Origin of the sequence: Paenibacillus sp. EZ-K15, assembly GCF_002573715.1 — a bacterium.
GTDB lineage: Bacteria > Bacillota > Bacilli > Paenibacillales > Paenibacillaceae > Paenibacillus_AQ.
In genome coordinates this window covers 247,682-260,551 of record NZ_PDHM01000008.1, presented here as the reverse complement: position 1 = coordinate 260,551, position 12,870 = coordinate 247,682, and the positions used below count along the sequence as shown (strand labels likewise).

At 45.1% G+C, this 12,870-nt stretch carries 12 protein-coding genes and 1 pseudogene; 2 read left to right on the top strand and 11 right to left on the bottom strand.

Translation table 11 applies throughout. The features are described from left to right. The first annotated feature begins 144 nt into the window (after positions 1–144). On the top strand, positions 145–1,839 hold the full coding sequence (locus CRG97_RS05710; protein WP_098742152.1) for a PucR family transcriptional regulator: 1,695 nt from the start codon (positions 145–147) through the stop codon (positions 1,837–1,839). Here CRG97_RS05710 and CRG97_RS33535 read toward each other — a convergent pair. The 5 genes and pseudogenes from CRG97_RS33535 to CRG97_RS05690 all read right to left on the bottom strand — a co-directional run bounded on the left by CRG97_RS33535 (position 1,786) and on the right by CRG97_RS05690 (position 5,549). Then, positions 1,786–2,178, bottom strand: a complete 393-nt coding sequence (locus CRG97_RS33535) for a hypothetical protein (RefSeq protein ID WP_237566308.1) — start codon at positions 2,176–2,178, stop codon at positions 1,786–1,788. The two genes, CRG97_RS05710 and CRG97_RS33535, sit on opposite strands and share 54 nt — an antisense overlap. A gap of 25 nt (positions 2,179–2,203) precedes the next feature. Beyond that, positions 2,204–2,311, bottom strand: a pseudogene (locus CRG97_RS34185) (FAD-dependent oxidoreductase); the annotation flags it as partial. A 435-nt stretch (positions 2,312–2,746) separates the two neighbouring features. Further along, complete coding sequence (locus CRG97_RS05700; protein WP_202618874.1) at positions 2,747–3,115, bottom strand: response regulator; 369 nt, start codon at positions 3,113–3,115, stop codon at positions 2,747–2,749. Positions 3,116–3,616: 501 nt separating this feature from the next. After that, the gene (locus tag CRG97_RS05695) at positions 3,617–4,504 is read right to left on the bottom strand and encodes a LysR family transcriptional regulator (protein ID WP_098742150.1); all 888 of its coding nucleotides are present in this window, start codon (positions 4,502–4,504) and stop codon (positions 3,617–3,619) included. A 37-nt stretch (positions 4,505–4,541) separates the two neighbouring features. Continuing rightward, positions 4,542–5,549 (bottom strand): YeiH family protein, encoded by a 1,008-nt coding sequence (locus CRG97_RS05690; RefSeq protein ID WP_098742149.1) that lies wholly within the window; start codon positions 5,547–5,549, stop codon positions 4,542–4,544. Positions 5,550–6,067: 518 nt separating this feature from the next. On the opposite strand from CRG97_RS05690, the gene CRG97_RS05680 reads away from it, so the two are divergent. Then, positions 6,068–6,871, top strand: a complete 804-nt coding sequence (locus tag CRG97_RS05680) for a helix-turn-helix domain-containing protein (protein WP_098742147.1) — start codon at positions 6,068–6,070, stop codon at positions 6,869–6,871. A gap of 132 nt (positions 6,872–7,003) precedes the next feature. Here CRG97_RS05680 and CRG97_RS05675 read toward each other — a convergent pair whose 3' ends face one another. The 6 genes from CRG97_RS05675 to CRG97_RS05645 form a co-directional block, all read right to left on the bottom strand. Then, positions 7,004–7,273, bottom strand: a complete 270-nt coding sequence (locus CRG97_RS05675) for a VOC family protein (protein WP_237566306.1) — start codon at positions 7,271–7,273, stop codon at positions 7,004–7,006. 536 nt (positions 7,274–7,809) lie between these two features. Next, on the bottom strand, positions 7,810–8,346 hold the full coding sequence (locus CRG97_RS05665) for a hypothetical protein (RefSeq protein WP_098742145.1): 537 nt from the start codon (positions 8,344–8,346) through the stop codon (positions 7,810–7,812). A 12-nt stretch (positions 8,347–8,358) separates the two neighbouring features. Then, positions 8,359–9,408 (bottom strand): WXG100 family type VII secretion target, encoded by a 1,050-nt coding sequence (locus CRG97_RS05660; RefSeq protein ID WP_237566305.1) that lies wholly within the window; start codon positions 9,406–9,408, stop codon positions 8,359–8,361. A gap of 280 nt (positions 9,409–9,688) precedes the next feature. After that, a complete protein-coding gene (locus CRG97_RS05655; protein ID WP_098742144.1) occupies positions 9,689–10,204 on the bottom strand; it encodes a DUF4241 domain-containing protein in 516 nt (171 codons plus the stop codon). A 619-nt stretch (positions 10,205–10,823) separates the two neighbouring features. Continuing rightward, on the bottom strand, positions 10,824–11,594 hold the full coding sequence (locus CRG97_RS05650; RefSeq protein ID WP_098742143.1) for an ANT(4')-I family aminoglycoside nucleotidyltransferase: 771 nt from the start codon (positions 11,592–11,594) through the stop codon (positions 10,824–10,826). 323 nt (positions 11,595–11,917) lie between these two features. Beyond that, positions 11,918–12,664, bottom strand: a complete 747-nt coding sequence (locus tag CRG97_RS05645; protein WP_098742142.1) for a sugar phosphate isomerase/epimerase family protein — start codon at positions 12,662–12,664, stop codon at positions 11,918–11,920. Positions 12,665–12,870: the final 206 nt, after the last annotated feature.

Genomic DNA, 12,870 nt, shown 5'->3' with positions numbered 1-12,870 from the left:
CACACTTAAAGTTATGAAGCCTTCCTGACACCCTTATTGTAATCCAGGGCTCCGCTGCGGTCATTGTACAGCGATACTAAAAACCTAGCGTATTCGCTGTGCACATTGCACAATGAAGAACAAAAACAAAGGTGTGTGTTAAGAATGCTAACCATCAGGGACATCCTTCAGATCAAAGCGATCGAAGGCATTAAGCTCGTTGCAGGTGCGGCAGGAATTGATCACCAAATATCCATTGTGAATATTATTGAAAATCCGGATGTATTCGATTGGCTGGCATCGAACGAGCTGCTCCTGTCCACCGGATATATTTTTAAAGATAGCGAAGAGCTGCAGAACCGGGTCATTCATGAATTGGCCGAGAACAATTGCGCGGGCCTGTGCATCAAAATGAAACGTTATTTTGACCGAATTCCGCAAAACATGATCGAACTGGCGGACCAGTATGGACTTCCACTGCTGGAGCTCCCTTTTGAATACACCTTGTCCAGGGTGATCGCGATCATTAATGAGATGACCAATGCCGACTATGATGCGCTGAATCGCAGATCACTTGACCTGCATAATGCGCTGTTCAAAATCCCGCTGGAAGGAGGCGGTATCGAACAAATTTCGGCCGAATTAGCCGACATCGTCCATAATCCGCTCCTGATTCTCGACAGAGACTGGAATCTGCTCTGTTATACGGACCATCCGAATAATAAGACACCGCTGCATGAGTTCTTGTCGCTCCAGAAGAACAGACCCATCTTCCCGTCCGAATTTACTGAAGCCATCCCGCAATATGTAAGCGAAATCAAGAAATCGATCCAGCGCGACTACGATCATAAGGGGCAGTCGTTCAAATGCCGTATCATGCCGATCTCGGTGTCCAGCCATGTGTACGGATACATCGTTGTCTTTCAAACCATTCGCAAGCTAACGGAATTGGATAATTTGGCTTTAGAGCACGGATCCACCGTCCTTGCCCTGGACCGAATGAAGGCAAAAGAGCTGGAGGAAGTGAAGCTCAAAATCCGGCATGACTTCTTTGACGACTTGCTGTCCGGCAACATTACCTCGACCGAGACGCTGCATTCGCAGTCGGATCTACATGGGCTGAATATCAACTATACCTATTACTGCATGGTCGTTCATATCGAACCGACCCTGCTGGAAAGCTACAAAGATATCGTATACCGCAAATACGAGCTGGAGCATATGGTGAAGAAGTGTGTCAACCTGATCCACGGCTTGTCCAGTAATGCGAACGGGGAGCTTACGTGTTACTACCGAAGCCAGCAGATCATCATATTAGTCGGGAAGAATGAGAATAAACCGCCGGTAACGGTCAACGAAACGAAAGCTTTCGCGCATGAGCTGGTCGAGCTATTGACCCGGGAAATGAAGAAAACGCAGTTTCTTATCGGTATTGGCAGTCAATATAAGACATTCTCTTCGCTTCATCGAAGCTTCTTCGAGGCCCAAGAAGCCATGCGATTGATGCAGCGATTTAAAGACATTCGGATCATATCCCATTTTGAAGATTATGCCGTCTATCATTTTCTCGATTCCAATATCAAGCCTGCCGAGATGGAAGAGTTCTTCCACAACACGCTTGGCATCATCCATCACCATGATCAAACGTTCAACACCAGCTTTATCTCTACGCTGGAATACTATTTCATGCACAATCAGAACGTAACGGAAGCCGCCAAGGCGATGTTCATCCACCGCAACACCTTTATCTATCGCATCGACAAAATCAAAGAGCTGCTGAATTCCAACTTAAAAAACGCAGACGAGTTATTCCAGATTCAGTTGGCGCTCAATCTCTATCGGCTGCTGAATAAAGGATAGGCCACATTGAACGCCCTGCTGAAATCCATATACAATAAAACTAATTTCCAGGCAAAGGATTCGATACATAGATGAATACATCAACCTTGTGGAATCAAACGCTGCATCTTGTTTCGCATGCATGCCAATGTAGAGATGGATCTGCTCGTAATCCGGAAATTCGCGGTCGCCCCAGACTCGCCGCACCGTTGCCGCATCCAGCCCATTGATCCGTTCCGAATCGTACAGCTCCATCAGCGGCGCCGTCATGCCGCCCAGCAAAAATTGACGCAGCTCGCGCTCCGGCGTCGCATCCATACTGCCTGAGCTTCCGCCGGATGACCTCAACATCCACGTCATCCGGGTCGATCCCCTGCTTCGCAGCCAAAGCCGCGCCAATGCCCACGCCTTCGCCGACGGCCATGCAGGTCGGCATCACCCGGGAAGAACCGAATACGACGGGATCGACGCTAATGCAGCGGCCGCTTAACATCAGCCGTTTGATGTCTTTGGCTATCGTCGCCCATAAGTGATGCCGTAAGGGCCAGCAAGAGACCTAATGACGGTGGAGTCGCCCGAGCCGCTGTGTGTAAACATACCCCCAAACAGGAAAAAATCAAATTTTCTTCCTTTTGGGGATGCAAGATATCATTAGCTTGATGGGCATGTGGTACTCTCCCTACTCACGAAAAAAATCGATTCACTTTCAGCCGAATTGCTATTTTATTCAGATGTTATACACATCTTATCCTGTGAGTTTTGTGGATAACTTCAGGAGTGAATGTGGGGCAGCGTTCCGCTTGTCAGCTGTACCGTCGCTCACAGCCTGTGCTAGCTGGACGGATTACAGATAGATCGATAATTGTACGCAAGCAAACAAGGAGAACATCATTGTCCCCCTTGTTTGCTTGTATTATGAAGCCGGCCATTATTGGGCCAGCACTTTCCTTACGGTCTCCAGCAGCCGTTCTTTATGGAACGGCTTTATGACAAAGTCTTTGGCCCCAGCTTGTATGGCGCTAATGACCATACTCTTCTGCCCGATGGCGGAGCACATAATGACCTTTGCCTTCGGGTCATGCTTCTTGATCGCCCTAAGGGCTTCTACCCCGTCCATCTCCGGCATCGTAATATCCATGGTGACCAGATCGGGTTTTACCCGCTTGTATAGATTGACCGCTTCTTCTCCGTTGGTCGCCTCGACCGCGATCTCATGTCCGGCTGTCCGAAGCACATCTTTCAACATTTGTCTCATAAAGGCTGCGTCGTCCACAACCATAATTTTGCCCACCTGCATGATCGTTCCTCCTTTTAAACAATGGCAGCGTCTTTGCCTCTTGGCATATATACGCTGCCATTACCACTCCTATTTCCCTACCATCACCAGTGTATCAAACGAATCTCACAAATTTCTAACCAAGTGTTATTCCCGCTAGAAATGCCACGATCAGGCGCCAGTGTGACCATGCAATACATTCCGTACATTCTTCAACAATCAACGATCCCTGCGTTAGAGGTAGAGTTAGAGATAATGACTCTGATACTTTGGAGGAACTCGCCAACTCGCCTCGCTTAGCAAGGAACATCCTCGCCCGGATCGGATATGACGGTCAGCATAACAGCAAGCAGACAGGAGCCCCTTTCAGTAAACGAAGTATTTTTTCGAGGTGACACTATCCGAAAATAAAGAAGAAGCTGCCGCTGCAGCTTCATAATACCAATCTTGTGCATCGAGGTTCAGAAGGAAAAATAACGATTCGTTAACGTCCCCCCGTCATGATGGGTTCATAGAACGGAATTACATCTTGAATTGCCGCAGTTTTTGAATGAACATTTTCACTGCCATCGTGTCAGAAGACTTAGGGTCCAGCAAAATGGAAAAATAGCGGGCAAAACGCTGCCCTTTAACGGAAATGCTGCATAGTTCACCGGATTCGAGCTCCGTCCGTATCACCCACCGGGAGAGAAGGGCCAGACCTAATCCGGCCACCACTGCTTCTTTCACTCCCTGATTGCTGTTAAAGATGAAGGAGCGTTTGATGCAAAGGCCCAGTTCTCCGATAAATTGATCGCTAAACGCCCGTGTACCGGAGCCATTTTCTCTGAGTACCCAAACCTGGTCTTGCAGTACACCCGGTTCAATGATCTTTTGCAAGCTTAACGGATGATTGCGGGGGGCGACCAAAACCATTTCATCCTCCATAAACGGGGGAGTGACCAAAATATCCTTATATTCGACATTGCCTTCCACCAGACCGATATCGAGCTCGTTGGCACGAACGGCTTGAGCAATTTCATCTGTATTGGCTATCTTTGCCTGAATGTCAACATGCGGGTATTGAAGAACGAATTCAGCTAACAGATGGGGCAGTATATATTCGCCTATCGTAAAGCTCGCCCCGACTTTTAACGACCCGGTAACCTCACCCCGCAAAAGGTGAATTTCCTCCTTGGCCGCTTCGTACGTGGTTAGAATCTGCTTTGCCCGTTTGTACAGGATATCGCCCGCCTCAGTCGTCTTCACGCGGTGGGGGGAACGGTGCATAAGCTTGACCCCGAATTCATTTTCCAAATTGCGGATATGCTGGCTGACACTCGGCTGCGAGAGGTTAAGAATCTCTGCGGCTCGCGAAAAATTGCTCTGTTCCACAACCGTTACATATACCTTTAGTGTTTCTACGATCATTGCTTGTTCCTTTCTTGTTCTACGCGTCTGCTGTTATTCATATCCTTCCAGTCGCCCCTAGCATGATTAGGCTAACCGCAGTTACGACAAACCAAACGATAAGTCCCAAAATAATAGGCTTGATGCCGGCCTTCATCATTTTGCGGAAATCCGCGCTTAGGCCAATCGCAGACAACGCCATGACAATCATAAACTTGGCTAAGATATCCAGAACATGCAGCGCTTGTTCACTAAATAACCCTAACGTATTTAATAAGGAAGCGGCAAGAAACCATACGATAAACCAAGGAAATATTTTTGCAAAGCTGTAAGAGACGGTTTGCCCCGCCGTTGCCGCCCGTTTTTTACGTACCCCCATTAAGGCAGCCAGCAGAAGCGAAATCGGAATGATCATCGTCGTCCGTGTCAGCTTGACAATGGTAGCGTAATCTCCGGCTTCATTGCTATATAAGTAACCGGCGGCCACTACTGACGAGGTATCATTAATCGCAGTTCCGGCCAACAAACCAAAGGCGTTGTCTGACATGTCAAGCCAATGGCCGAGCGGTGGGAACAGAAGAACCGCAGCAATGTTGAACAAAAATATGGTCGAAATAGCGTAGGCAATCTCGATTTCTTCGGCCTCGATAATCGGCGAAACGGCCGCAATTGCGGAACCGCCGCAGATGCCTGTTCCAGCCCCGATCAATGTTTTAAGCCTTTCCGGGATATTCATCATCCGTCCGAACCCGTAAGCCGCGAGGAAAGAGGCAGCTAAACTGACCATCATCAGTGAAAACGATTCCGAGCCCGTCTGCCATACCTGCGTCAGGCTTAGCCCGCAGCCAAGGGCAATAATGGACCACTGCAGCACTTTTTTGGAACAAAACCGGATGCCCGCTTGCGTACTTTTCGGCTTGCCTACCGTATTGTTGATCATAACGCCCAGGACGATGCCAAATACAGGACCGCCAATGATGGGCATTAAGGAACCGAGCCAGGTAGAAAATAGGGCGAGTACAAACACGAATAATAACCCTGGCCCGGAGCTTTGAAGCCATTTCATAAATAATCTCCTAACGCAAAATAATTCACCGGTGTTCCTTCATAGTAAGGAGAATAAATGGAAAAGGCCAATACGGATCCTCTATGGTGAAGATAGGTAAAAGTAATGATAGACAGCGGGAAAGCAAAAGGAAAAGATCGATGATCTATCCAGCAATATCGGTGATAATTCCGATAGGAACGATTGGAATCCTTTAACTCAGCCGTAACATAGCGTTCGTCATGAGGAAGCGGCTTGCAATCCAGGGGCACGTCGGCCCGTTCAGCCTCGGCCCTAACCAGAGGCATCGCCGAACAACATAATTTCATCTTTTTGAAAATAGGAATACTGCCGCAAAATTGCGGCAGTATTCCTATTTGAGGTAGATTTTTTGCTGAGATCAAGAAGTAATCATAAGATCCCAGCAATTAAGAGATTCATTTGGCCAACAATCACATGTATGAAGACTTGACTCATACACCTATGTTATTATACTTGTAACAATTCCCCAAAACTCTTCTATCTTGGAGGGATTACTGATGCAATCAAAACTCGGCAAACCTGTCGGACTGTTAAATGTAAATAAGGAAACACCCAAATTTTCAGTTTCCCTTCACTCGCCCTCCGATGATCTAACCCATTTTATCGAACATTATTGGGTTGTCCGCTGGGATCTTTGGGGGCAAGAACCGCACCTTCAGGAAAACTTGTCGCACCTCTCCGTTCATCTTGTGTTTGAAAAAGATAACTCCCGAATTGTGGGAGTCGTGAAAGGACGATTTTCCGTTCTTCTTCGGGAACAAGGTGCAGTCTTCGGCGTCAAATTCCGACCCGGAGCCTTTTACCCTATTTTGAAAAATCCCGTTTTATCCATAACAAACCGTACGGTACCTTTCCATACAGCCTTCGGAATGGGCAGTCAATCGCTAGAACAACAGCTTTTTTCTCAGGAAACTGCGGAACAGATGATTTCTCATGCCGAGTTTTTTCTTCGGAAACAGCTCCCTGAACCAGATATCCATATCGATTTCATCAATACCATCATCCAATGTGTCATTTCCGATAGAAGCATTGTCAAAGTTGAGGATATTGTAAACCGCTTCTCCATTCCAACGAGGCAGCTTCAACTGTTATTCCGTCAGTATGTGGGGATCAGTCCCAAATGGATCATTCAGCGCTTCCGACTCCACGAAGCAGTAGAAAAAATGAACCACGGGGATATTCCAGACTGGTCAAAACTTGCTCTGGATCTTGGCTATTACGATCAAGCCCATTTCATTAAGGATTTCAAATCCATCATTGGAAAATCTCCAGAAGAATACACCAAGCTGAATAAATCCTAGTAATTCAGTTTCATTAAATCGGATGTTTGTATAACTCTACCACATTGCCATCGGGATCCCGTAAATGGACGACTCTGGCATTCCAGTCCTGTCGATCATGTGGCTCGTTAAGGAATAACACCCCTTTATTCTTCAAACCGACGTAACCTCATCGATTTGATCCACCGCAAAACTGAGTAAGAATTTCGATGGTGACTCCACGTCGGTTGGCAGATTTTTTTCGCCAATCACTTCAGATATTTGATGACGTGAAAATATTTCGATTTTGGTTTCGCCGGTATTAAACGATGCGAACTCCATCCCCTCCGCGTAGTATCCTAATGCAAACTCCATCACATCTCTGTAAAACGCTACACTACTATGAATATCATTGGTGATCAATCTGATTTGTGACAGTTTCATTGTTTCACTACCTCTCTCTCCAGAATGGGAAAAACCGATATTACAAGTTTTCCTATGCCGAATGTAACAAAATCGCGAAATCCTGTATTGTAAAAACACGAAATACTTGCCGCGAATTGTGATATTATCTCCTTATCTACAGTCTAGTCAATGTTAATCGCCTTTCCCCTATGTTATCCTCACTTAAAATGTTGAGCCTCATCATATCATCTGTACTATTTAGTGGCTTGTCTTTCTCTTTTACAGGCTCAATAACAAATCTACAATCGTTAAATATCAACCCTATCTTTTTTGAAATCTCCTCGATTGTTTTCAATAAATTCTCTTTGAAAATTTGTATATTCATCTGTTTTATTGCTGTCCCTGACCATTAATATCTAGCATTCCTGCCGCTAGAACAGCCGAACCATTAAATCGCTTAATCTATACATATTTTGGATTTTCATGGATTAAACATGCGAAAAAGCTCATTCCTAACTCATATTTAAGGAATAAGCCTTTTATCAATGATCAGTAGGTTTGTTAGTTGTAAAACATTATAAGCTTAGTTCACGCACTTTATTATCTAATACTTGTATATTCTCACTTTTTAATAGTTGAGGATTTAACACAAATATAAAATTTAATAGCTTGCTTGCATTTATTATTACTTCCTCAACAAAAGAAACTGTGCTGATTATACTTCCCTTCCATTGTGAATATTTAAATTCCTTGTATGGTTTATAAATAAATAGATCTATTATTGATTCTCGATCAACATCCTCTACTAGGCTCACACTTAGCTCTTTTCCTTGCAAAATAAATTCAAGCCATAAGTTTGCACTATCTGGAATTCGATACGCAACATAATTATGCTCCTTTATTTTTTTTGCAATCGTTAATAAGTCAACAAACCATCGAACAAGCCTTTCCTCGCCAAAAGGACAATCATCAAAGAACAATCCGTATTTATTGCCGTTAAAATTTAGTTCAATGATCCCTTCTATATCTTGTTTTGTCTGGTCAAATTGTTTAGCAGACATTTGTTTAATCTCATCAAAATTATCATATGCTTTAAAGGAAATAGTAAACATGTCCTGTCACCCCTAATCTAATAAATCGCTTAGTTTATACATATTTGTTCCATAAACAGAATCCACATTTCCATTTCTAATAAATACTTTAATTGGCTCACCAAAAACAGTAACAGTATGCAAACCATCGGTTACTCCCTGCTGTTTTAATTGGTTAACAGCCAACGTAGAAGCTTCAGCAATCTTATTATCCGACCATTCTTTATTAAAGAAAGATTTTTTACTTAACATTTCGTTAATTTTATCATCCGACATCTTCTTTTGTAGAAATGGGAGCTGATTCTTTGTGCTATTCACAGAATGTCTATTAAGAATATGATCAACTAAATTTTGACTTAAATCACCACTTAATGACGCAGATCTCGTCGTCCCCTCAACCTTCCCCCCATCCCCACCCGAATCATGCTTCAGGTGCGGGTGAGTCTTCACGCCGATCCGGCGTGTGGCCAAGCCAGCCAGGATCATGGCAGCCTGCTGCCCCATATAATTGGACGCGCCGCCCGAATCCTCGATGTCTGCGGCAAATTTCTCCCGGGTATCGGCATCAAAGATCATTTTGCCTCCCCAGACCGCCGTGTCGATGATCTCTTCCGCTGTCCCGATGGTTGCATTATAGGCCATATCCTTTGCAGTGCCAAGCGGGTCTTCTACCAAGGATGTCGCCGTATCCTTTACCGAATTTGCCACGGACTTCGCCCCGGTCTGCAGCCCCTGCCAGAAGTCCCCTGCATGGTCCCAGAACGTTTTGGGCTCATGAGCAGCGCTCGCTGCAGCTGCCGCAATCATGAGATCTTCATGCATATCGGCTGAGATAAACCGAAAGGCAATGGTTTTCAACTCCTGGTCGATGATCCGAAGATGTTCAATCGTTTTATTCATTTCGCCATGGGCGTGCTGAAAATCTTCGAAAAACCGGGAACGGGTCGTTCCTTCCCATGAAGACATCATATACGTAATCTGCTGGTCCAGCCGATTCTTGGTCGTTTCCAGTTCTTCCGCTGCCCTGGCGGCTTCCTCCGATACCCGAATCAGCACCTCGGGCGGAACGAGTATTCTAGGCATTGGCATCCTCTCCAACGTTTCATTGGACCTTATTGTATCCGTCTTCTAGGATATGGAAAAGGTTCCAGAGTCCTTCATATCAGAGGCATTGGAGTGTGCAATTTGGAAGAAGCAAGTCATTCATGTTCCAATATGGTACAGAAGCCCCAATATACCTCTGTCGACTCTAGTATAGTGACAGCCTTGGTTGGCATGATATGTTTCCCTAATAAAAACAGCCATAAAGGGATACCTTCCATGGCTGTCGCGCTTGCTCATATTTCGTTTCACTGACCCTCAACTAGCTCTTAATAAACACAATTTTTACGCCAACTACCAGCTCCTGCTCATTCACGGCCTTATACACGCCGTATGCACCATCGCCCATGCCGGTACGAGATACGACGCCCCCATCCAGGACGCCCGCTTCTTCTCCGCTCTCGGTGATGTCACAGCAGGCATAATACCATTCCGTATCCGTATCCGAGCTATCCGATGCTGAATCCGCATCCGGAATTCGGTACTTTTGTATATCAAAAATCCCGGCCTGCCCGCTATCCACCCCAGCTACAAAAGGACACTTGATCCATTCCAGGAATACTCCCTGTTCAGCTGCAGAGTGATGGTAAGCCGTTAGCTTGGCGTTGGCTTCGCCCCAATCCGGGATCTCCACCTTCTCCACTTCCCCAACCCACGTTCCATTCAAAACAGCTTCCAACACGCCCATGATGATAATGTTCGTATCCAATTCATAACAAGGATCCGCGACAACCAATTGTCCGGAATTCACTTCAAAATTGCCCAGTTGAATGATCAATGAAAATTACCTCCAATAACTCCGTATGATGGTTCTATTTTAGCACGTATGATGGGAAGTGTTTAAATGGTGTCCGAGTGTCAGACGACAAGAACATATAGACATTGCCGAAATTGACACTTGGCCAAAACTTGTAGCGTTGGCCTGCTTCTCTAAGTCACATTTTTGCGCATGTTTGAGGCGTATACCGGCTTCACCGTCATGTCATATGTGCGCGATCGCAAGCTACATCATGCTGCCGAACGATTAAGGAATAGCCATGATAAATGATAATTCTGTTACAAAAGATTTGATTATGAAAGGTACAGCAAAGGCAGACGTCTCATTTAGCCAAGAGGAAATGCAAAGATATATGAAAGAATGAGAAGAATAACAATACAGAAATAAATGAGATTCCACAACAGGGGGGTGTTCCCAGACTCCCAGCAATAGATACCTGGAAAATTACTATTCATGGTGAAACGAAAACACGGCAGCCAGTCGATCGGCTGTCATTCGTCGTTGAACTAACGGGCAGCATTGCATAGTAAAACACTTGAATGCACTTTTAACAAATAAAAAGACCCCTTATAAAAGGGATCTTTGGCCAACCTACATCATAAGTACGCTAAAATGTAATTCAAAATGGGAATCGTTTTGAATTGATTGAGTAGTTATGTTCGGCTGCCCATTTCACAAGGCCATTCCAGAAATTGTCACAAGCTGAAACAACCTTTGAAGGTTTTGCTAACTCTCCAGACATAACCATTTGCAGAACATTGTCGAATCCTTCTGGACGACTAGGTAGTTTCAAAGCCTCCGGTAGAACCATTGAGCCAGTAGAGAAAAGCTTTTGGTTGTGTAACCCGACTAACATAGCTCCATATTGGGCAAACTCCACTGCCAAGTACGGCAAGTAGGTATGTGGGCCATTTAGACTTACATTTCGTAGTTTTCCAACAAATTCGTACATTTCTCCTACAAGGACTTCATTGATTGCACGTCGAAAATCTTCCTTTGTTGGTGACTCGGCAGCTTCCTTTAATCTTGGGAAAAAGCCTTTAGGGTCATACAGACAAAGTTGGGAAAAGAATGGCCCATGCGTCAACGGCCAGTCTCCTTCAACAGTAGAGGCGGTCTTAAGGAGAACATCCGCACTACAGACATTCACTTCTGCTTTCCAAGGCCCTGCCGACCATTCATAGCTAAAGTCTATGGACTCATTTGATTCACTTAGTACGCAAAACATCTCAATATCCGAGAAAGGGCCGTCCGTACCTCTGGAAACAGAACCGTAGACCCCAATGGCAAGGATTTTTTCTCCGTATACCTCGTGTAATCTCGAAGCAATTTCGTTGCAGGTTTGAAGTCTTTCGGTTCGAGAAATATTCATAGGTCCATTCATGTGCATTAGCGTGCATCTCCCTTTGATTTATTTGGGTGGTAAGCCACTAACACATGGATGGAGGACCTCGGGCTTAACGGGGGACTTTTTTTGGATGCATTATATTTCCTCCCACAAGGTTTTCTTATGGAAATTGTACCCAAGCAAATTTATTTTAGCAAGATGTGGAGCGGCGTTTTACAAAAAACTTGCCGTTATAGACAGCTCGGTTTGGTCTACATATGTCTAGTAAATTTTATGAGACAAAACAAGGCCGCGAACACTAATAGCGTTCGGGCCTTTATTTCGTTATGTCTAATTACCCTGAGCAGACACCGGTCAAATGCCCCCTATAGCATTGCTTTCACATGGTCGAGCGAAACCTTGACACTCTCATAGCCATCGATCTTAATGCGGTCCTGCTCAACAACGACCCACTCATAGCCCGAGGACTTGGCCTTGTCGATAATGCCTTTCAGATCAAGTATGCCCGTTCCTACCTCTGTCATCTCTTTGTCTTCCTTATTGACCATGTCCTTTACGTGAACCGTCTTGCAGCGCGAACCGAAGCGATCCATGACCTCCACAGGCTCACGGTCAGCATGCGTTGTCCAGAACATGTCGATTTCAAAGTTAAGTTCCGCTTCCGTTGTTGCTTCTCGCAGCATTTCGAGTATGGGTTGATCACCGAACTCATTCATGAACTCATGATAATGGTTATGATATAGAAGATCCATACCGGCTGCTCTGATCTTCGGACCCATCTCTTTCACGATCGCGATCAGGCTATGTACGTCTTCCATCGATTCGATCTTATAGTAAGGGATAACGATATAGGAGGAACCGATCACTTGATTGTAAGCAATCACTTCATCCAGATGATCCAGCAGCTCCTCCATTCGCGTATGGCTGCCCATTGCTTTCAGCCCCGTCTTATCCAGTATCGCCTTCATCTCTTCTGCCGGAATATCAGCAAATCCCGCAAATTCAACGCCATCATAACCGGCCTCGCTTACCTTTCTAAGCTTCGCAGCGAAATCTTCCTGATCGTAATCGCGCAAAGTATACAGCTGTAACGCAACCTTCAGAGTTGTCATGCCTAATCCGCCTCATTTCTGATGTTAAGTTCATGGCATAGATTCCAGCAACATCATAGCACAATCATATGATAGGTAAATCAACAAATGCGGCTTCCCGGACAACAAGTCATTTTTTCAATCATTTAAGACATTATTTTTACAGATACGCGTTCACCTTGTTTGTTAAGATATTAAACAAGATTCTACTAGAGAAGGGTGTTGTC